Origin of the sequence: Edwardsiella anguillarum ET080813 (assembly GCF_000264765.2) — a bacterium.
Classification (GTDB): Bacteria; Pseudomonadota; Gammaproteobacteria; order Enterobacterales; family Enterobacteriaceae; genus Edwardsiella; species Edwardsiella anguillarum.
Genome location: NZ_CP006664.1, coordinates 3,026,138 through 3,046,492, shown reverse-complemented (window position 1 = coordinate 3,046,492; position 20,355 = coordinate 3,026,138). Strand labels below are relative to the sequence as shown.

At 65.8% G+C, this 20,355-nt stretch carries 14 protein-coding genes; 8 read left to right on the top strand and 6 right to left on the bottom strand.

The features are described 5' to 3' along the window. The first annotated feature begins 12 nt into the window (after nucleotides 1-12). On the top strand, nucleotides 13-1,542 hold the full coding sequence (gene ppx, locus ETEE_RS13690; protein WP_034163573.1) for an exopolyphosphatase: 1,530 nt from the start codon (nucleotides 13-15) through the stop codon (nucleotides 1,540-1,542). A 32-nt stretch (nucleotides 1,543-1,574) separates the two neighbouring features. Here ppx and phoR read toward each other — a convergent pair whose 3' ends face one another. Together phoR and phoB are read right to left on the bottom strand one after the other, a co-directional pair. Further along, a complete protein-coding gene (gene phoR, locus ETEE_RS13685; RefSeq protein WP_034163574.1) occupies nucleotides 1,575-2,876 on the bottom strand; it encodes a phosphate regulon sensor histidine kinase PhoR in 1,302 nt (433 codons plus the stop codon). Nucleotides 2,877-2,896: 20 nt separating this feature from the next. Next, a complete protein-coding gene (gene phoB / locus ETEE_RS13680) occupies nucleotides 2,897-3,586 on the bottom strand; it encodes a phosphate regulon transcriptional regulator PhoB (RefSeq protein ID WP_034163575.1) in 690 nt (229 codons plus the stop codon). 190 nt (nucleotides 3,587-3,776) lie between these two features. On the opposite strand from phoB, the gene sbcD reads away from it, so the two are divergent. Beyond that, nucleotides 3,777-5,009, top strand: coding sequence for an exonuclease subunit SbcD (gene sbcD, locus ETEE_RS13675; protein WP_034163577.1), 1,233 nt, complete (start codon nucleotides 3,777-3,779; stop codon nucleotides 5,007-5,009). Further along, nucleotides 5,006-8,731, top strand: a complete 3,726-nt coding sequence (locus ETEE_RS13670) for an AAA family ATPase (RefSeq protein ID WP_034163578.1) — start codon at nucleotides 5,006-5,008, stop codon at nucleotides 8,729-8,731. Before sbcD ends, ETEE_RS13670 begins: the two co-directional genes overlap by 4 nt. A 24-nt stretch (nucleotides 8,732-8,755) precedes the next feature. Here ETEE_RS13670 and ETEE_RS13665 read toward each other — a convergent pair whose 3' ends face one another. The 3 genes from ETEE_RS13665 to mak all read right to left on the bottom strand — a co-directional run bounded on the left by ETEE_RS13665 (nucleotide 8,756) and on the right by mak (nucleotide 10,658). Beyond that, a complete protein-coding gene (locus tag ETEE_RS13665) occupies nucleotides 8,756-9,103 on the bottom strand; it encodes a DUF1294 domain-containing protein (RefSeq protein WP_034163579.1) in 348 nt (115 codons plus the stop codon). 108 nt (nucleotides 9,104-9,211) lie between these two features. Then, nucleotides 9,212-9,679 carry a GyrI-like domain-containing protein gene (locus ETEE_RS13660; protein WP_034163804.1) on the bottom strand — a complete coding sequence of 156 codons (468 nt, stop codon included), beginning with the start codon at nucleotides 9,677-9,679 and terminating at the stop codon, nucleotides 9,212-9,214. A gap of 73 nt (nucleotides 9,680-9,752) precedes the next feature. Further along, entirely contained in the window at nucleotides 9,753-10,658 is a 906-nt protein-coding gene (gene mak / locus ETEE_RS13655; RefSeq protein WP_034163580.1) for a fructokinase, read from the bottom strand. A 121-nt stretch (nucleotides 10,659-10,779) separates the two neighbouring features. On the opposite strand from mak, the gene rdgC reads away from it, so the two are divergent. Then, on the top strand, nucleotides 10,780-11,691 hold the full coding sequence (gene rdgC, locus ETEE_RS13650) for a recombination-associated protein RdgC (protein WP_034163581.1): 912 nt from the start codon (nucleotides 10,780-10,782) through the stop codon (nucleotides 11,689-11,691). A gap of 16 nt (nucleotides 11,692-11,707) precedes the next feature. Then, nucleotides 11,708-12,139, top strand: coding sequence for an NUDIX hydrolase (locus ETEE_RS13645; RefSeq protein WP_225865145.1), 432 nt, complete (start codon nucleotides 11,708-11,710; stop codon nucleotides 12,137-12,139). 92 nt (nucleotides 12,140-12,231) lie between these two features. Here the strand turns inward: ETEE_RS13645 and ppnP are convergent, their stop codons facing one another. Beyond that, nucleotides 12,232-12,519 carry a pyrimidine/purine nucleoside phosphorylase gene (gene ppnP / locus ETEE_RS13640; protein ID WP_034163584.1) on the bottom strand — a complete coding sequence of 96 codons (288 nt, stop codon included), beginning with the start codon at nucleotides 12,517-12,519 and terminating at the stop codon, nucleotides 12,232-12,234. 302 nt (nucleotides 12,520-12,821) lie between these two features. On the opposite strand from ppnP, the gene ETEE_RS13635 reads away from it, so the two are divergent. From ETEE_RS13635 to mdtC, 3 genes are read left to right on the top strand one after another with little or no spacing between them, the layout of a single operon-like run. Next, on the top strand, nucleotides 12,822-14,048 hold the full coding sequence (locus ETEE_RS13635) for an MdtA/MuxA family multidrug efflux RND transporter periplasmic adaptor subunit (RefSeq protein ID WP_034163585.1): 1,227 nt from the start codon (nucleotides 12,822-12,824) through the stop codon (nucleotides 14,046-14,048). Beyond that, nucleotides 14,045-17,173: an MdtB/MuxB family multidrug efflux RND transporter permease subunit gene (locus ETEE_RS13630; RefSeq protein ID WP_034163586.1), complete on the top strand. Its 3,129-nt coding sequence runs from the start codon at nucleotides 14,045-14,047 to the stop codon at nucleotides 17,171-17,173. The genes ETEE_RS13635 and ETEE_RS13630 overlap by 4 nt, the downstream gene beginning before the upstream one ends. Continuing rightward, nucleotides 17,170-20,250, top strand: coding sequence for a multidrug efflux RND transporter permease subunit MdtC (mdtC, locus tag ETEE_RS13625; protein ID WP_034163587.1), 3,081 nt, complete (start codon nucleotides 17,170-17,172; stop codon nucleotides 20,248-20,250). The genes ETEE_RS13630 and mdtC overlap by 4 nt, the downstream gene beginning before the upstream one ends. The last annotated feature ends 105 nt before the right edge of the window (nucleotides 20,251-20,355 follow it).

Sequence of the window (20,355 nt, the reverse complement as noted above, 5' to 3'; positions counted from 1 at the left end):
ACCGGACTGCCTATGCCGCTGATTCCCACTTCGCCCCGTCCGCAGGAGATCGCCGCCGTCGATCTCGGCTCCAACAGTTTTCATATGGTGATCGCGCGCGTCGTCAACGGCGCGCTCCAGGTGCTGGGGCGGCTAAAGCAGCGCGTCCACCTGGCCGACGGCCTGGATCAACACCAGCGCCTGAGCGAGGAGTCCATGGCGCGCGGCCTGGCCTGCCTGGCCCTGTTCGCCGAGCGCCTGCAGGGCTTTCCGGCGGAAAACGTCTGCATCGTCGGCACCCACACCCTACGTCAGGCCGACAACGCTCAGGAGTTTCTCAAGCGCGCCGCCAAGGTGATCCCCTACCCCATCGAGATCATCTCCGGCCATGAAGAGGCGCGCCTGATCTTTATGGGCGTCGCCCATACCCAGCCGGAGAAGGGCCGCAAGCTGGTGATCGACATCGGCGGCGGCTCCACGGAGATGGTGATCGGCGAGGACTTTGACCCGATTCTGGTCGAGAGCCGGCGCATGGGCTGCGTCAGCTTTGCCCAGCAGTTCTTTGCCGGCGGGGTCATCAGCGCCGCCGGCTTTCAGCGCGCCCGCCTGGCCGCGGCACAAAAGCTGGAGAACATGGCCTGGCAGTACCGCATTCAGGGCTGGAACGCCGCGCTGGGCGCCTCCGGCTCCATTAAGGCGGCCTATGAGGTTCTGATCGCCATGGGCGAGAAAGATGGGCTGCTCACCCCGGCGCGCCTGGCGATGCTGTGCGACGAGGTGCTGCGCTACGACCACGTCGATCGCCTGCGTCTGCCGGGGCTGTCCGAGGATCGCCGCCAGGTCTTCGTTCCGGGGCTGGCCATTCTGTGCGGGGTGTTCGACGCGCTGGCGATAAAGCAGCTGCGCCTGTCAGACGGCGCGCTGCGCGAAGGGGTGCTGTATGAGATGGAGGGGCGTTTCCGTCACCAGGATATCCGCAGCCGCACCGCGCGCAGCCTGGCCGAACACTACAATATTGACCGTGAGCAGGCCCAGCGCGTGCAGACCAGCGCACAGCAACTCTACGCACAGTGGATGGTGCAAAACCCGCGCCTGGTGCATCCGCAGCTAGAGGCCCTGCTCAACTGGGCGGCCGCGCTGCATGAGGTGGGGCTGAGCATCAACCACAGCGGCATGCAGCGCCACTCGGCCTATATCCTGCAGAACACCAATCTGCCCGGCTTCACCCAGGAGCAGCAACTGATGCTGGCGACGCTGGTGCGCAGCCAGCGCAAGGCGCTGCGGCTGGAGGAGCTGCCGCGCTTCACCCTGTTTAAGAAAAAGCAGTATCTGCCGCTGATCCAGATCCTGCGTCTGGCCACCCTGCTCAACAATCAGCGCCAGTCCACCGCGCCGCCCGATACGCTGCAGTTGGAGACCTATGGCTTTCAATGGGTGCTGCGCTTCCCGCCCCACTATCTGCGGCAAAATAGCCTGGTGCAGTTGGACGTGGAGAAGGAGCAGGAGTACTGGCGCAGCGTCGACGGCTGGAGCCTGGTGATCGAAGCGCAGCTGGAGGACTAGCGTGCGCCGGTGCGCACGCGAGCCCGGCGGCATCAGCCCGGCGGCACGCCGTTGAACACCAGATGGGACGGCAGGGTAAACGCGAAGCGGGTTCCCTGCCCGAGCGTGCTATCGATCGCCAGCTGTGCCTCATGATGCTGCAGCGCATGCTTGACGATGGCCAGTCCCAGCCCGCTGCCGCCGGTGCGACTGGAGCGGGAGCGATCGACCCGGTAAAAGCGTTCGGTCAGATGGCTGAGGTGCTCCCGAGCGATGCCCGGCCCATTGTCCTGTACGGTAAAATGGGCCCCCTGCGCGGTACGCTGCCAGCATACCCTGATCTGCGTCCCCGCCGGCGTATGGTTGATCGCGTTATACACCAGGTTGGAGACGGCGCTGCGCAGCTGCTCCTCGTTGCCGCGCACCCGCAGGCCGTCATCAATGCTAAAGTGCAGCCTGTGCTGACCGTCGCTCAGCGCGTTGGCCTCCCGCTCCAGCATATGCAGCATCGCCGGGACATCGACCACCGCGCTGAGATCGATGTCCGGCGCCGCCTCAATCCGCGACAGCACCAGCAGCTGCCGGACCAGTCCATCCATACGCTGCGCCTGCGCCTGCATGGTCAACAGCGCCTTCTCGCGCTGCGGCGCCGGCATGGCATCGTCGCCAAACATCTCCAGATAGCCCTGTAGCACCGTCAGCGGCGTGCGCAGCTCATGGCTGACGTTGGCAAAAAAGTTGCGCCGCGCGCCCTCCAGCTGACGCTTTTGAGTCACATCGCGCGCGATCATCAGCATCTGCCCCTCGCTGTAGGGCATCAGGCGAAACTCCATATAGCGCCCGCTGTTAAGGTGCAGCGTCAGCGGCCGGGCGTAGTCGGCGGTGCCCAGATAGCGGCTGAATTCGGGATAGCGCAGCAGATTACGGATATTCTGCCCATTGTCCTCCGGCCAGCGGAACCCCAGCAGATGCTGCGCCAGATGGTTACACCAAAAGATGTTGCCCTCATCGGTCAGCATCACAATGGCGTCGGGCAGCGACTCCGCCCCGCTGCGGAACCGTTTGATAAGCAAGGCCAGCTCACGCCGCCGCCGCCGATTGCGCTGCTGCATCTGGTACAGCCCGTAAAACAGCGGCTCCCAGCTGCCGCGCCCGCTGGGCGGCGTCATGCTGCGATCCACCCACAGCCAGTGGGAGAGCCGCAGCTGATTCCAGCCGTGCCACATCAATAGCAGGCACAGCGCCAACAGTAAAAACCAGGGTAAATGGCCGAACAGCGCGCCGAGCAGCAGCGCCGGCACGCAGCACAGCAGCAGCTCAGACAGCAGCGTCTTCCAGGAGAGTTTATCTAACACAGTCAGAACTCCGTCGCCGATCAGAAACGGGCGGAGAAACGGTAGCCGGTACCGCGCACGGTCTGCACCATGCGATCGTGACCGCTGCCCTCCAGTGCCTTGCGCAGACGACGGATGTGGACATCGACGGTACGATCCTCCACATACACGTTAGTGCCCCAGACATGATTGAGCAACTGTTCGCGGCTGTAAACTCGCTCAGGGTGAGTCATAAAGAAGTGCAGCAGCTTAAATTCGGTCGGCCCCATCTCCAGCGCGATGTCATTGGCCATCACCCGGTGCGAGACGGGATCGAGGCTCAGCCCCTGTAGGTTGATGGTCTCCTCCAGCGCCATCGGCGAAATGCGCCGCATCACCGCCTTGATCCGCGCCACCAGCTCTTTGGGCGAAAACGGCTTGGTAATATAGTCATCGGCGCCCACCTCCAGGCCGCGCACCCGATCCTCCTCTTCGCCGCGCGCCGTCAGCATCATCACCGGAATATCCCGGGTCGCCGGCTCCCGCTTCAGCTGCTTGATAAGCTGGATACCCGAGCCGCCGGGCAGCATCCAGTCCAGCAGAATCAGATCGGGGTAAGGCTCGCACAGCTGGCTTAACGCACCGTCATAGCTCTCCGCCTCCAGCGGCTGATAGCCGTTCTGCTCCAGAACGAAACTCACCATATCCCTGATGGGCGTTTCATCTTCTACGACTAAAATGCGTATGGTCATACTGACTTCCCGGTTAATTGTCATCCGCTGCAATTATGCGTCATTTTTATGACAGATTTATGAAAAAAAAGAGATCCCCCCAGCCGCGGCGGCCAACGGGTTGGCGCCCTTTTGCCGCGCCGGGTATACTGGCCACCATATCCTCCGCCCGCCGCCGCGGGCGCGCCCCCGTTGCCAAGCAAGGGACACCATGCGTCTGATCCATACCTCCGACTGGCACCTTGGCCAGCACTTCTACGGTAAAAGCCGCGCCGATGAACACCGTGTGTTTCTCGACTGGCTGCTGCTGCAGGCCGAGCAGCAGCAGGCCGACGCCATCATCGTGGCCGGCGATCTGTTCGATACCGGAACGCCGCCCAGCTATGCCCGCGAGCTGTACAACCGCTTTGTGGTGGCGCTGCAGGGGCGCGGCTGTCAGTTGATCGTCCTGGCGGGTAACCACGACTCGGTGGCGACCCTCAACGAGTCCCGCGAGCTGCTGGCCTGCCTGCATACCCAGGTGATCGCAGGCGCCCACGCCGACGATGCGCCGCTGCTGCTGCGACGACGCGACGGCAGCCCCGGCGCCATCCTGTGCGCCGTTCCCTTTCTGCGACCGCGCGACCTGCTGCAAAGCCGCGCCGGCCAGTCCGCCGCGGAGAAGCAGCAGGCGCTGCAGCAGGCCATCAGCGATCACTACCACACCCTGTATCAGCGTGCGCTGGCGCTGCAGGCCTCGCTGGCGCAGCCGCTACCGATCGTCGCCACCGGCCACCTGACCACCGTCGGCGTCAGCGGCTCCGAATCGGTGCGCGATATCTATATCGGCACGCTGGATGCCCTGCCGGCCAGCGCCTTTCCCCCGGCAGACTATATCGCCCTGGGACACATTCACCGCCCGCAGCGGGTCGGTCACGCGGAGCATATTCGCTACAGCGGCTCCCCGATCCCCCTGAGCTTTGACGAGTTGGGCAGCAGCAAAAGCGTCTGCCTGGTGACCTTAGCCTATGGCAGCGCGCCGCAGATAACCCAGTTGCCCGTCCCCCAGAGCCAGCCGATGCGCCTGCTCAAGGGCTCGCTGGCGGAGATTGGCGCGGCCATGGAGGCCCTGCGCCCCCTGGCGACGGACAAGCCGGTCTGGCTGGACATCGAGATCGACAGCGACGGCTGGCTCAGCGAAAGCGAACGCACGCTGCAGCAGCAGGCGGAGACGCTGCCGGTGGAGATCCTGCTGCTGCGGCGCAGCCGTGAGCAGCGCCAGCGCGCCCTGACCATGCAGGCCGGCGAGACCCTGAGCGAGCTGACCCCCGACGACGTATTTAGCCGACGCCTGGCGCTGGAGCAGGAGAGCGATCCCCAGCAACAGGCGCGGGCGCAGCGGCTGTTCCAGCAGGTGCTGCAGGAGATAACGCAGGACCCCGATACAGAGGAGACGCAGGCATGAGGATCCTCAGCCTACGCTTTAAGAACATCAACTCGCTGCGCGGCGAGTGGAAAATTGACTTCAGCGCCCCCCCTTTCTGCGATAGCGGACTGTTCGCCATTACCGGCGCCACCGGCGCGGGAAAAACCACCCTGCTGGACGCCATCTGCCTGGCGCTGTACCACCAAACCCCGCGTCTGGACACCATCTCCGCCAGCCAGAATGAGCTGATGACCCGCGGCACCGCCGAGTCCCTGGCCGAGGTGGAGTTTGAGGTAAAGGGGATAGGCTACCGCGCCTTTTGGAGCCAGCGCCGCGCTAACAACCGCCCCGACGGCAAGCTGCAGGCGATACGCGCCGAGCTAGCGCGGCTGGATGACGGTACGATCCTGTGCGATAAAATCAGCGATAAGCTAAAAACCATCGCTGAGCTGACCGGCCTGGACTTTGGCCGCTTTACCAAGTCGATGATGCTATCGCAGGGAGAGTTCGCCGCGTTCCTCAACGCCGATGCGGGCAAACGCGCCGAACTGCTGGAGGAGCTGACCGGCACCGAGATCTACGGGCGCCTCTCCGAGGCGGTCTTCGCCCGCTTTAAGCAGGCCAAGAGCGATCTGGATGCACTGCGCGAGCGCGCCGCCGGCGTTGAGCTGCTTAGCGAGGCCCAGCGCGAGGCGCTGCAGGCCAGTCTGAGCCACGCCCAAGCGCAGGAGCAGACGCTGCGCGCCCAGCTGACGCAGGCACAGCAACAGCAGGATTGGCTACGGCGCCAGCAGGAGCGGCGCCAGGCGCTGAGCCAGGCGCAGACGCAGGCCGCACAGGCCGAGCAACACTGGCTCGCCCTTCAGCCGCAGCTGCTGCAACTGACCCACGCCGAACCTGCGCTGCGGCTGCGGCCGTATTACCAAAGCCTGACGCAGGCCGAGGAGGATCTGCGCCAGGCAGACGCCCAACAGCAGCAGTTGGAGGCGCGCCTACAGACGGCGGCCGCCCAGCGGGATCCGCTGCAGCAGGCGCTACAGCAGGCCCAGCTCGCCTGGCAGCAGCTGCGCCAGCGCCGTGACGAAACGCAGGCGCTGATCGCCGAGCGGGTGCTGCCACTGGACAATGCGCTGGGCAAACAGGAGGAGGCCGAGCAGCGGCTGTCGCAGCAGTGGCAGGAGAGTCAGCGCCAGCGGCAGGATCTGCAGGCGCAGCAACAGCAGCTCAGCGCGCAGCAGACGGCCCAGCGACAGCAGCAGGCCACGCTGCAGCGGCAGTTGGACGCCGACCGGCAGCACGCCCTGTGGGGCGAACGGCTGCCGCGCTGGCAGATGCTGCTGGAACGCCGCGGCGTACTCAGCGACGACGGGCTACGGCTGACCGCCGAACGGAAGCGGCTGCAGCAGGAGATACAACGCCTGTGCCACCAGCGCGATGCGCGCCAGGAGACCCTGCTTGGCCTGCAGCAGGACGAGCAGCGCCTGCGTCAGACGCTGGAGACGCAGGAGGCCGAGCTGCTGGCGTGGCAGCGCCACCACCCCGCCGAACAGGTCGCGCAGGCGCGTACGACCCTGCAGCAAGGCGATGACGATCGCCAGCAGCTGATCGCGCTGCAGCCGCTGGCCCTGCAGGAGATGGCACGCATACAGGCGCTGCAGGCGCGCGATGGCGCGCTGCAGCGCGAGCGGCTGATCCTGGAGCAGCAGCTCGCGGAGAAGCGGCGTCAGTACGCGGACAAGCGCCAGCACCTACAGGATCTGGAGCAGCAGATAGCGCTGCAGATGCGACTGATCAGCCTGGAGACGGAGCGCGCCAGCCTGCGCGAGGGCGAGCCCTGCCCGCTGTGCGGCGCACGCGATCACCCGCTGGCGGCCAGCTACCAGCCCCCGGCACTCAGCGACAGCCAACGGCGCCGCGATCGCCTCAGCCAGGAGGTCGAGCGCCTGGGACGGGAGGGCGGCGCGCTGAGCGAACGCGTGGCCCATACCACGGCGCAGTGCGCCCAGTTGGACAGCGAAGCCCAGCAGCTGCAGCAGACGCTGGCCCAGCAGCGCGCGCGCTGGCAGCAGAGCTGTGACGCGCTGGGGCTAGCCCTGACGCTGGAGGATGAGACGGCCCTCGCCGACTACCTGCAGCGCTGCGCCCAGCGGCGCCGCGAGCTAGACAGCCTGCAGGCCCAGGGAGAGGCCCGGGCACAGCGCCTGCAGCTGGCGCGCGATGCCCTGACCCAGGCCAGCGGGCGACTGAGCCAGGAGCAGCATGTGCAAAGCCTGCTGCTGCAGACGCTGCAAACCCAGGAGGCCCGCCGCGCGGAGTGCGAGCTCCAGTGGCAACAGACCGAACAGGCGCAGCAGCGTCTGACACAGCAGATAAAGCAGCGTCTGACACAGCAGATAAACGACGATCTGGCCGCCGGCGGACTGACGGCGCCCGACGCCGCACAGAGCGAACGCTGGCTGGCGGCGCGGCGCGACGAGTGGCAGCGTTGGCAGCAGGCGCAGGAGCAGCACCAGCAGCTGCAGACCCAGTCGCTCAGCGTAGAGCAGCAGCTACACCTGCTGCAACAGCAGCTGACGACGCAGACGCGGCACCACGAGGCGCTGACGCACGAGCGCCAGGCGTTGGATGAACAACGGGCCCTTCTGCTGGCCCAGCGGCGCGCCCTGCTCGACGGCCGCCCGATCGCGGACGTTCAGGCCGAGCTGCTGCGCCAGGAGCAGGCGCTGGAGCAGCGCCAGAGCGCCGCGCTGGCGGAGAGTCAGCGCTGGCAGCAGCAGTATGAGCGACTGGAGGGCGAGCTGAACGCCGCCCGCCAGCAGCAGCAGACGCTGACCCAGCGCCTGCTGCCGCTGCGCCAGCGCTGGCAGGCCGCGCTGGCCGACTCCCCCTTTGACGACGCCGCCGCTCTGCTGGCCGCGATGCTAACGGAAGAGGAGCAGCGGCAGCTTACGGCGCTGCGCGACGACGCCCAGCGCCAACGCCAGCAAAGCGCGGCCCTGCTGGCGCTGGCGCAGCAGGCCGTTGCCCAGGGGGAAGCGGCCCGCCCGCAGAAATTGCACACCGACGACGCCGACCCATGGCTGGAGCAGCGCTGTAGCGCGCTGACGCAGCAGCTGCGCCAGCACAGCCTGCAGCAGGGCGAACTGCAGCAGCAGCTGCACAGCGACACCCAGCGACGCCACAGCCAGCGGGGCTGGCTGGCCGAGATAGCTCAGCGCGAACGGGCGTATCAGGACTGGAGCTACCTCAATCAGCTGATCGGTTCCAGCAGCGGCGACAAGTTCCGCAAGTTTGCCCAGGGGCTGACGCTGGATCACCTGGTCTATCTGGCCAACCGCCAGCTGATGCGCCTGCACGGGCGCTACCAGCTGCTGCGCCGGGAGGGGGACACTCTGGAACTGGAGGTCGTCGATACCTGGCAGGCGGATGCGCGGCGCGATACCCGCACCCTCTCCGGCGGCGAAAGCTTCCTGGTCAGCCTGTCCCTGGCCCTGGCCCTATCGGATCTGGTCAGCCACAAGACCCGCATCGACTCGCTGTTTCTGGATGAGGGATTTGGCACGCTGGATGCCGAAACGCTGGATACCGCGCTGGACGCGCTGGATACCCTGAACGCCAGCGGCAAAACCATCGGCGTCATCAGCCACGTCGAGGCGATGAAGGAGCGGATTCCACTACAGATCCGGGTGAAGAAAATCAACGGGCTGGGCTTTAGCCGCCTCGACCGTCGCTATCGCGTCAGCGGTGACGGAGAGCCATAAGCCGGCGCGGACGCCGGCGTGCCGCTACAGCAGCCAGCGCCCGTACAGCCAGTACCAGAGGATCAGCAGCAGCGCCAGGTTGGCCACCACCGACAGCATGAAGGCGTTGCGGAACGCCACCTTACGGGTTTTATGATGGAACAGCGCCTGGCCGAGCAGCCCCCCCGGCCAGCCGCCGAGGACGCCGCCGAGCAGCAGCGTGCGCTCGGGAACACGCCAGCGCGCCTGCACCGCCGCCAGCTTGTCATAGCCGTACATCAGCAGGGTCCACAGGTTCACCAACGCCAGCCAACACCACAGCGGATGGGGCGTCAACAGACAGAACGGCAGCGCCAGCGCCAATGCACCATCGCAGATCAGGGTCTGTTTCATTTAATTGCAATAAACTGTGACAAAGTCCGCCTATATTCGCGCGTCCGCGGCGAAACTACAATTGCCGGGGCGTCGCTCCGGCGCCCCGGCGGTGGAAACGAGGCATTTTCAGCTTTTTCTGACCGGCACACCCAGCTCCAGCAGCCACTCACTGCTGGCTCGGCCATCGCTCAGATAGCGCTCAAAGCAGGGGCCGCCGTCCGGACGATAGCCGCTGGCGGGCAGCGCCTGGTCAAACAGCGCTATCCACGGCGTAGCAAAGTCATTATCGATGACCCGCACCTGCGCCAGCGCATACAGTCCCCCGGCCAGAACGTCCCGACGGATCCCGGACGCCTCGCCATCCGACGGGAGCGTCGTCGTCGCCGTCGTCAGGGCGACGTCCGCCCGCAGCGCGTCTGGCGCGACCTCGCGGGGATTATCATAGTACAGCGCCATCCACTGCCCCCGCAGGCCATGACGCGTCGACCACGCCATCAGCCGCTCAAATCCCGGCCCCAACGACTGCGCAAACGGCCCCCGCACGCGCAGGGCGAACAGCGGCTGCGCCGCCAGACTCACGATCTTGACCGGCATACCCATCGTCTCCCCTCTTCTCGCGCCACGGCGGCGCCCCTGCCAGTATGGCAACTCTCCGGCCATCCCGCCGTTACGCGGGCCACAGCCACGCGGCGCCGCGTACCCCGCTGGCGTCGCCGTGCTGCGCCGGACGAATCGGGGTGTGGCACTCGCCGCCGAACACCCAAGGGGTGATCAGATCCGGCAGGGTGCGATACAGACGGCTCACGTTGCTCATGCCGCCGCCCAGCACGATCACGTCCGGATCCAGCGTGTTAATAGTCTGCGCCAGCGCACGCGCCAGACGCTGCTCATAGCGGGCAATGGCCGCCAGGGCCGACGCATCGCCCGCGTCGGCCTGCGCCATGATCTGCGTCCCGTCAAGCGCCGCGCCGCCGTGGCGTCGGTAGTCGGCGCAGAATCCGCTGCCGGAGACAAAGGTTTCAATGCAGCCCTGTTTGCCACAGTAGCAGGGCGCCGCCGCTGACGCCGCCCGTTCGGCCTCATCCTGCCAGGGTAAGGGATTATGCCCCCACTCGCCGGCGATGCCGTTACCGCCGGCGTGTACTCGACCATCCAGCGCAATCCCCGCGCCGCAGCCGGTGCCGATAATCACGGCAAAGACCACCCGGGCGCCGGCCGCCGCGCCGTCGGTTGCCTCCGATACCGCCAGACAGTTCGCATCGTTGGCCAGTCGCACCTCCCTTTTCAGCAGGGCGGAGAGGTCGGCGTCCAGCGTCGAGCCGTTCAGCCAGGTCGAGTTGGCATTCTTTACCCGCCCGCTAAACGGGGACAGCGTACCGGGAATACCGACCCCGACCGAGCCGCGCCGGCCGCAGTGCACCTCGGCGTCCGCCACCAGCTGGGCGATCGCCGCCAGCGTCGCCGCATAGTCATAGCGCGGGGTGGCAACCCGCCGCCGAAACAGGGTTTCCCCGCGCTCCCCCAAAGCCTGCACCTCAATCTTGGTGCCGCCCAAATCAATCCCGATACGCATCGGCCTCTCCTGTATCACTCATCCGTCGCCCATAGTAGCGGAGTTTTTCCGTGAAGAAACGGGGAGAATTCGCTATCATTGACGCCGCTAACTCCCACCTTTTTTTCCGGAAAAATGCCTCATGCTCTGGTTTAAGAACCTGTTAATTTACCGTCTGAACCGTGAAATTCCGCTGGTGGCGCAAGAGATGGAGTCCCAGCTCAGCGCCATGGCATTTACCCCCTGCGGCAGTCAGGATATGTCGCGCACCGGCTGGGTTCCCCCCCTCGGCGGCGGCAGCGACGCGCTGACCCACTGCGCCAACGGGCAGATCCTGCTGTGTGCGCGCAAAGAGGAGAAGATCCTGCCGGCGCCGGTGTTGAAGCAGGCGCTGCAGGCCAAAATCGAGAGGCTAGAGGGTGAACAGCACCGCAAGCTGAAAAAAACCGAAAAAGACGCGCTGAAGGATGAGGTACTGCACAGCCTGCTGCCGCGCGCCTTCAGCCGTTTTAACCAGACCTGGCTGTGGATCGACAGCGTCAACAATCTAATCATGCTGGACGCCGCCAGCGCCAAGCGGGCGGAAGATGTGCTAGCGCTGCTGCGCAAGAGCCTGGGCTCACTGCCCGTCGTGCCGCTGACGCTGGATAAACCCATCGAGATGACCCTGACCGAATGGGTGCGCAGCGGCAACACCCCGGCGGGCTTCAGCCTACAGGACGAGGCCGAGCTGAAGGCCATCCTAGAAGAGGGCGGCGTTATCCGCTGCAAACAGCAGGCACTGGTGTGCGACGAGATCGCCGTGCATATCGAGGCCGGAAAGCTGGTGACCAAGCTGGCGCTGGACTGGCGCGAACGCATTCAGCTGGTGCTGGCCGACGACGGCGCCATTAAGCGCCTGAAGTTCTCGGAAACCCTGCGCGATCAGAATGAAGATATCGATCGCGAGGACGCCGCCCTGCGCTTTGACGCCGACTTCGCCCTGATGACCGGCGAGCTGGCGGTATTGATCGACGAACTGATCGCCGCCCTGGGCGGTGAGGCGGCGCAGTAAACGCCGGGGGGCAACCGTGTCTGAACATGCGATGATCTACCATGCGGTATACCTGATCCTGGAGCGCGACGGCCGCTTTCTGCTGGCCCGCCGCGCCAATACCGGCTTTGCCGATGGCTGTTGGTCGCTGCCGGCCGGGCACGTCGAAGCGGGCGAATCCGCGCGCCAGGCGATGGCGCGCGAGGCGCAGGAGGAGATCGGACTGACGCGGGATCCCGCCGCGCTGCGCCATGTCTATACCCTGCACCGCCGCAGCGCCGATCGCACCTATGTCGACCAGTGGTTTTATCTGGCGGACGACGACGCCGTCATCGATAACCGGGAGCCGCACAAGTGCGCCGCGCTGAGCTGGTTCGCCCCCGATGCGCTGCCGCAGGAGACCCTGCCCTACGTACGCCGGGTGCTGACGGAGTTTCGCCACGGTCACTATGGTGAGATGGGATTCTAGGACAGGTGCAGTAACCGAGCGTGAGCGGCGCTGGCGCGCATAGGATACGACCCAGCGGCGAATGCCGCCGTCTGGGTCAGATGAACAGGCGATCAGCTCAGATACTTGCACAGGTAGGCGCTGGGCTCCGCGACCTGCAGGTTAAACTCGCTGTGCCCCGGCACAAAAAAGGTCTCTCCCGGGGTAAACACCTGCCAGTCCGGCGCACCGGGGATCAGCACGCGCAGCGCGCCGGTCACCACCGTCATCTCCTCCGGTCGATCCGTGGTAAAGGTATACTCGCCCTTTTCCATTACTCCCACGCTGGCGCGGCCGATACTGCCGCTGTCATAGCCAATCGACTTCACTTTCCCTGCAAAATACTCATTAACATTCAGCATAGTGTGGCCTCTTTAACGTGAGTAGTCGTCTCATCTTGGTCAAAAAAACGGGGACTGTCACGCGCCGTTTCTTCAGGGTGCGATCGCCAGCGCGGGCGCGCGCGACGATCGGCTAAAAAAGCGCCGATGCGAGACGGTTTTCCATTGCGAGGCGCACGATTTTCATATTTCCTCCATTTTGCCGCCGCCGCAAACGGCTACAATACACTTACAGTCATGCGGGGCTGCGCTCGACGCCCCGCTCGGCCTCTTTTTCATCATGGATACCGCCCATCGGGCGCCTGCAGGAGAATTACCGTCACATGAGCGTCCTATCCGCACTCTCTTCCCGGCGCGCCAAGCTCTGCGGGCTCTTGATTCTGATTCTGCTGCTCCTGCTGGGCGCGTTCGCCTGGCAGCATATCGCCTCTGCGCCGTCCGCCGGCGAGAGTCCGGTGCGCCAGCGCGACGCCAGACCGGGGCGCGGCATGGCGCAGAGCGTTCCCGTGCAGGCGGCGGCCGTACGCCGCGCCGCGCAGGACAGCTACCTCAACGGGCTGGGCACCGTCACCGCCTCCAATACCGTGACCGTACGCAGCCGGGTCGATGGCCAGCTGATGAAGCTGCACTTCACGGAGGGGCAGCAGGTGAAAGCCGGCGATCTGCTGGCTGAAATCGACCCGCGTCCGTTCCAGATCCAGCTGCAGCAGGCCCAGGGAGCGCTGGCGCGCGATACCGCGCTGCTGGACAACGCCCGACGCGATCTAGCGCGCTACCAGCGTCTCGCCAAAGATAATTTGGTCTCGCGCCAGGAGCTGGATACCCAGGCTTCGCTGGTCGCCCAGACACAGGCCAGTCTGGTCAGCGATCGGGCCAACGTGGATAGCGCCCAGCTACAGCTGGACTACAGCCGTATCCGGGCGCCGGGCGATGGCCGCGCCGGCCTCCGTCAGGTCGATGAGGGCAACTATATCAGCAGCGCGGACACCAATGGCTTGGTGGTGCTGACCCAAACCCACCCCATCGACGTACTGTTCACCCTGCCGGAAGGGGATATTCCCCGCCTGCAGCAGGCGCTGCAGCGCCAGGGAACGCTGGTTGCCGAGGCCTGGGATCGCAGCGATCGCCAGCGCCTGGCGACGGGCCACCTGCTCAGCCTGGACAACCAGATAGACACCGCGACCGGAACCCTGAAGATCAAGGCCCGCTTCGATAATCAGGACGATCGCCTGTTCCCCAATCAGTTCGTCAACCTGCGCCTGCAGGTCGCCAGCCAGGCGCCGGTGCTGCTGGTTCCCGCGGCGGCGGTACAGACCGGCCGCGAGGGGCGCTTTGTCTGGGTGGTCGACGCCGAGAACAGGGTGCATAAGCGCAGCCTCAGCGTCGGCGCGCGCGACGGCGACGCGCTGGTGGTGCAACAGGGGGTCGACGCGGGCGACAAGGTGGTCACCGACGGCATCGATCGGCTGACGGAGGGAGGCCAGGTCGACATCATCGCCGCACAGCGCCATGACGCCGCCGCGGACCACGGGGATACCCCGCAGCCATGAGCCAGACACCCGCCTCCCCGGCTCCGCGCGGCGGCGGCCCCTCGCGCCTGTTTATTCTGCGCCCGGTCGCCACCACGCTATTGATGATCGCCATTCTGCTGGCCGGCCTGGTCGCCTACCGCGCCCTGCCGGTGTCGGCGCTACCGCAGGTCGACTACCCGACCATTCAGGTGGTCACCCTGTATCCCGGCGCCAGCCCCGACGTGACCGCCTCGGCGATCACCGCCCCGCTGGAGCGCCAGTTCGGCCAGATGTCCGGCCTGCAGCAGATGTCGTCGCAGAGCAGCGGCGGCGCATCGGTGATCACGCTGCAGTTCCAGCTGTCGCTGGCACTGGACGTCGCGGAGCAGGAGGTGCAGGCGGCGATCAACGCCGCGACCAATCTGCTGCCGAACGATCTTCCCTATCCTCCGATCTACAGCAAGGTCAACCCCGCCGATCCGCCGATCCTGACGCTGGCGGTGGTCTCCGATGCCCTCAGCCTGCCACAGGTCGAAGATCTGGTGGAGACGCGAATATCCCAGAAGATCGCGCAGGTCGGCGGCGTCGGGCTGGTTACCCTGGCCGGCGGCCAGCGCCCGGCCGTGCGCGTGCGTCTGAACGGCACGGCCGCCGCGGCCTATGGCCTCAGCAGCGAGGCTGTCCGCAGCGCCATCGCCAGCGCCAACGTGAATTCGCCCAAGGGGAGCCTGGACGGCCCTACCCGAGCCATCACCCTGAACGCTAACGATCAGCTGAGATCGGCGCAGGAGTACCAGAACCTGATCGTCGCCTACCGCAGCGGCGCACCGGTCTACCTGCGCGATATCGCCAGCGTCGAGCAAGGGGCGGAAAACACCCAGCTGGCCGCCTGGGCCAATAATCATCCGGCCATCGTCATCAACGTGCAGCGCCAGCCCGGCGCCAACGTCATCGCCACGGCCGATGCCGTGCTGGCCCAGCTGCCGCAGTTGCGCGAAAGCCTGCCCGCCTCGGTCAAAATCAGCGTCCTGAACGACCGCACCCAGACCATCCGCGCCTCCGTCAGCGACGTGCGCCACGAGCTGCTGCTGGCCGTCGCGCTGGTGGTGATGGTGATCTACCTGTTCCTGCGTAACCTGCCCGCGACCCTGATCCCCGGCGTCGCCGTTCCGCTGTCGCTGATCGGCACCTTCGCCGCGATGTATTTTCTGGGGTTTTCGATCAATAACCTGACGCTGATGGCGTTGACCATCGCCACCGGCTTCGTGGTGGACGACGCCATCGTGGTGATCGAAAACATCGAGCGTCACCTGGAGAACGGCGATCCGCCCCTGCGCGCCGCCCTGAAAGGCGCCGGTGAAATCGGCTTCACCATTATCTCGCTGACCTTCTCCCTGATCGCCGTGCTGATCCCGCTGCTGTTTATGGGCGATATTATCGGTCGGCTGTTCCGCGAATTCGCCGTCACGCTGGCGGTCGCCATTCTGATCTCCGCCGTCGTCTCCCTGACCCTGACGCCGATGATGTGCGCCCGTCTGCTGAGCCAGGAGAGCCTGCGGCGCCAAAACCGCTTCTCGCTGGCCTGCGAGCGGCAATTCCAGCGCCTGATCGCGGGCTATGGCCGCGCGCTGCGCCTGGCGCTACGCCATCCGCGGCTCACCCTGGGCGTCGCCGTCGCCACCCTGATGCTGACGGTGTTGCTCTACCTCATCATCCCCAAGGGGTTCTTCCCGCAGCAGGATAACAGCCTGATCCAGGGCACGGTGTATGCCCCGCAGTCGATCTCCTTCAGCGCCATGGCCGAGCGCCAGCGTCAGCTGAGCGAAGCATTGCTGCGCGATCCGGACGTGGCCAGCGTCAGCGCCTTCGTCGGCGTCGACGGCGTCAACCCGACTCTCAACAGCGGGCGGCTGCAGATCGTCTTAAAACCGCTGGCCGACCGCCGCGATCGCATCGATCGCATCATCCCCCGCCTGCAGGCGCTGGCGGCCCGGGTCGGCGGCATCTCGCTGTATCTACAGCCGGTACAGGACATGACCATCGATACCCTGCCGGGCCGCGCCCGCTATCCCTTCACCCTGCAGGCCATGTCGCTGGATGAGCTCCAGACCTGGGTGCCGCGCCTGCAGGCGCGTCTCGCCCAGTCGCCGATGCTGAAAGAGGTGAACAGCGACTGGCAGGATCAGGGGCTGGTGGCGTACGTCAACGTCAACCGCGACAGCGCCAGCCGCCTTGGCATCGCGATGCAGGACGTTGACAACGCCCTGTATAACGCCTTTGGCCAGCGCCTGATCTCCACCATCTATACCCAGTCCAACCAGTATAGGGTGGTGCTGGAGCAGGAGCGCGCCCATCAGGAGGGTCTGACGGCGCTGCAGCGCATCTACCTGACCGCCGCCGACGGCAGCGCCATTCCACTGGCCAGCATCGCCACCGTTGAGCAGCGCCACGGCGTGCTGGCGATAAACCACCTCGACCAGTTTCCCTCGGCGACCCTCTCCTTCAACGTCCCCGACGGCTACACGCTGGAGCAGGCCATCGCCGAAATCGACGCCGCCCGACGCGCTATCGGGATGCCGGCCGACATGACGCTGCACTTCCAGGGCGCGGCCCTGGCGTTCCAGAGCGCGCTAGACAGCACGCTGTGGCTGATTCTGGCGGCCATCGTGGCGATGTATATCGTGCTGGGGATTCTGTATGAAAGCTTTATTCACCCGATCACCATTCTCTCGACCCTGCCGTCGGCCGGGGTCGGCGCCCTGCTGGCGCTGATGTTGAGCGGGCAGGCGCTGGATGTGATCGCCATCATCGGTATCATCCTGCTGATCGGCATCGTGAAGAAGAACGCCATCATGATGATCGACTTCGCCCTGGCGGCGGAGCGCACGCAGGGCATGGCGCCGCGCGACGCCATCTATCAGGCCTGCCTGCTGCGCTTTCGCCCGATTCTGATGACCACCCTGGCTGCCCTGCTGGGCGCCCTGCCGCTGATGTTCAGCCAGGGGGTCGGGGCGGAGCTGCGTCAGCCTCTGGGGATCTGCATGGTCGGTGGGCTGATCGTCAGCCAGATCCTGACCCTGTTCACCACCCCGGTCATCTACCTGGCCTTCGATCGCCTGGCGCGTAACACCCGTCGCCCGGCGCGGGGAGTCCCGGCGCGATGAGCGGCTTCGCCCTGTTTATCAACCGTCCGGTGGCCACCAGCCTACTGGCGCTGGCGATCACCCTGGCGGGGCTGCTCGGCCTGCGCCTGCTGCCGGTCGCCCCGCTGCCGCAGGTGGATTTCCCGGTGATCATGGTCAGCGCCTCCCTGCCGGGCGCCTCGGCAGAGACCATGGCCGCCTCGGTCGCGACTCCGCTGGAGCGGGCGCTGGGGCGCATCGCCGGGGTCAATGAGATGACCTCCAGCAGCAGCCTGGGCACCACCCGCATCATTTTACAGTTCAATCTCGACCGAAATATCGATGGCGCGGCGCGCGATGTCCAGGCCGCACTGAACGCCGCCCAGAGCCTACTGCCCTCCGGCATGCCGGCGCGCCCCAGCTACCGCAAGGCCAACCCCTCCGATGCGCCCATCGCGATCCTGACGCTGACCTCGACGCAGTATACCCAGGGGGATCTCTACGATCTGGCCTCCACCCGTCTGGCGCAGAAAATCGCCCAAATCGACGGCGTCGGCGATGTCTCGGTCGGCGGCAGCTCCTTGCCCGCGGTACGCATCGATCTCAATCCCGACGCCCTATTCAATCAGGGAACCTCGCTGGATACGGTGCGTCAGGCCATCGCCAGCGCCAACGTCCGCCGCCCGCTGGGCGCCGTCGCCGATGACGGGCGCCGCTGGCAGGTGCAGAGCAACGATGCGCTGATGACGGCGCAGGAGTACCGTCCGCTGATCATCCGCTACCGCGACGGCGCGGCGCTCAGGCTGCAGGATGTCGCCCAGATCAGCGACGGCGTCGAGGATGTCCGCAACGCCGGAATGAGCAACGGCCAGCCGGCGATCCTCATCATGATCCGCCGCAGCGCCGACGCCAATATCATTGAAACCGTCGATCGGCTGCGCAGCGACCTCCCGGCGCTGCGGGCGCTGCTGCCCGGCGGGGTCTCCCTGGATATCGCACAGGAGCGAACCCCGACCATCCGCGCCTCCCTGCGCGAGGTCGAGCAGTCGCTGGCTATCGCCATCGGCCTGGTGATCCTGGTGGTGTTCCTGTTTCTACGCTCCGCCCGCGCCACGCTGATCCCGGCGGTCACGGTGCCGGTTTCGCTTATCGGCACCTGCGCCGCCATCTATCTGTGCGGCTTTAGTCTGAACAACCTGTCGCTGATGGCCCTGACCATCGCCAGCGGGTTCGTGGTGGATGACGCCATCGTGGTTCTGGAAAACATCGCCCGCCACATCGAGAACGGCCTGCACCCCCGCCGCGCCGCGCTGGTCGGCGTACGCGAGGTGGGCTTTACCGTCTTCTCCATCAGCCTGTCGCTGGTCGCCGTCTTTATTCCGCTGCTGTTTATGGGCGGTATTCCCGGACGCCTGTTTCATGAGTTCGCCATCACGCTGTCGGTCTCCATCGCCATCTCACTGCTGATCGCGCTGACCCTGACGCCGATGATGTGCGCTCGCCTGCTGCGCCCACGCCGCGACGGTGGTGGTGCGCGCCCGACCCTCCTACGCCGCCTGTCGGCACAGCTGCAGCGGGGCTATGCCCGCTCCCTGAGCTGGACGCTGGACCACGCCCGCTGGGTTCTGCTGATGCTGCTGGCGGTGATCGGGTTAAACATCTGGCTGTATATCAGCATTCCAAAAACCTTCTTTCCCCAGCAGGACACCGGGCGACTGATGGGCTTTATTCAGGCCGATCAGAGCATCTCGTTTCAGGCCATGCGCGGTAAGCTGCAGGACTTTATGCGCATCGTGCGCGCCGATCCCGACGTAGACAACGTCACCGGCTTCACCGGCGGCGCCCGCGTCAACAGCGGAATGATGTTTATCGCCCTTAAGCCGCAGGGAGAGCGTAAACAGGATGCCCAACAGGTCATCGCCCGTCTGCGCGCTAAGCTGGCCCACGAGCCGGGCGCGAACCTGTTTCTGATGGCGGTGCAGGATATTCGGGCGGGAGGTCGCCAGGGCAACGCCAGCTATCAGTACACCCTGCTGTCGGACGATCTCGCCGTCCTGCGCCGCTGGGAGCCGCAGATACGCAAGGCGCTCGCCGCCCTGCCCCAGCTGACCGATGTCAGCACCGATCAGCAGGACAAGGGGGCAGAGATGCTGCTGACCTACGATCGCCCGACCATGGCGCGGCTGGGGATCAACGTCAGCGAGGTCAACACGTTGCTGAGCAATGCCTTTGGTCAGCGCCAAATCTCCACCCTCTACCAGCCGCTTAACCAATACCACGTGGTGATGGAGGTCGATCCGCGCTACGCCCAGGATGAGCGGGCGCTGGATAAGATGTTTATCATCAATCAGGCCGGGCAGCCGATCCCGCTGTCCGGGTTCGCCAGCTGGCTGCCGGCCAACGCGCCGCTGTCGGTTAACCATCAGGGGCTGAGCGCCGCGGCCACCATCTCCTTCAACCTGCCGCCGGACGGCTCGCTCTCCGACGCCAGCGATGCCATTGAGCGCGCCATGACCGCCCTGGGCGCCCCGCCCTCCCTGCGCGGCACCTTTGCCGGCACCGCCCTGCTGTTTCAGCAGGCGCAGAGCAGCCAGCTGCTCCTGATCCTGGCCGCCATCGCCACGGTCTATATCGTGCTGGGCATACTGTATGAAAGCTATATCCATCCGCTGACCATCCTGTCGACCCTGCCGTCGGCCGGGGTCGGCGCCCTGCTGGCGCTGATGCTGTTCAACGCGCCCTTCAGCCTGATCGCGCTGATCGGCATCATGCTGCTGATAGGGCTGGTGAAGAAAAACGCCATTCTGCTGGTCGACTTTGCCCTGACGGCGGAGCGAGAGCAGCATCTAAGCGCCCGCGACGCCATCTATCAGGCCTGTCAGCTGCGCTTTCGTCCGATTCTGATGACCACGCTGGCCGCCCTGTTCGGCGCGCTGCCGCTAGCCTTCAGCTACGGCGACGGCGCCGAGCTGCGCCAGCCGCTGGGCATCACCATCGTCGGCGGCCTGCTGGTCAGCCAGATCCTGACGCTGTACACCACCCCGGTGGTCTACCTGTATATGGAGAGGCTGCGTGCCCGCGTCAGCCGGCAGAAAGCCCTGTCGCCGCTGGTGCACTGAGCCCGCGAAGGCGGAGCGCGATGCCTGAACGCCGCGTATCCGTCCGTGGACGGCAGACCGCGCGGCCGCCGACGGGGCTCCACACACGGACGGTGATCACTCGGC

What these genes read in the sequence shown, in the direction of transcription:
- ppx (WP_034163573.1), top strand. Translation starts at nt 13, where the DNA reads ATGCCGCTGATTCCCACTTCGCCCCGTCCGCAGGAGATCGCCGCCGTC.
- phoB (WP_034163575.1), bottom strand. Translation starts at nt 3,586, where the DNA reads ATGACCATACGCATTTTAGTCGTAGAAGATGAAACGCCCATCAGGGAT.
- sbcD (WP_034163577.1), top strand. Translation starts at nt 3,777, where the DNA reads ATGCGTCTGATCCATACCTCCGACTGGCACCTTGGCCAGCACTTCTAC.
- ETEE_RS13670 (WP_034163578.1), top strand. Translation starts at nt 5,006, where the DNA reads ATGAGGATCCTCAGCCTACGCTTTAAGAACATCAACTCGCTGCGCGGC.
- ETEE_RS13665 (WP_034163579.1), bottom strand. Translation starts at nt 9,103, where the DNA reads ATGAAACAGACCCTGATCTGCGATGGTGCATTGGCGCTGGCGCTGCCG.
- ETEE_RS13660 (WP_034163804.1), bottom strand. Translation starts at nt 9,679, where the DNA reads ATGCCGGTCAAGATCGTGAGTCTGGCGGCGCAGCCGCTGTTCGCCCTG.
- mak (WP_034163580.1), bottom strand. Translation starts at nt 10,658, where the DNA reads ATGCGTATCGGGATTGATTTGGGCGGCACCAAGATTGAGGTGCAGGCT.
- rdgC (WP_034163581.1), top strand. Translation starts at nt 10,780, where the DNA reads ATGCTCTGGTTTAAGAACCTGTTAATTTACCGTCTGAACCGTGAAATT.
- ppnP (WP_034163584.1), bottom strand. Translation starts at nt 12,519, where the DNA reads ATGCTGAATGTTAATGAGTATTTTGCAGGGAAAGTGAAGTCGATTGGC.
- ETEE_RS13635 (WP_034163585.1), top strand. Translation starts at nt 12,822, where the DNA reads ATGAGCGTCCTATCCGCACTCTCTTCCCGGCGCGCCAAGCTCTGCGGG.
- ETEE_RS13630 (WP_034163586.1), top strand. Translation starts at nt 14,045, where the DNA reads ATGAGCCAGACACCCGCCTCCCCGGCTCCGCGCGGCGGCGGCCCCTCG.
- mdtC (WP_034163587.1), top strand. Translation starts at nt 17,170, where the DNA reads ATGAGCGGCTTCGCCCTGTTTATCAACCGTCCGGTGGCCACCAGCCTA.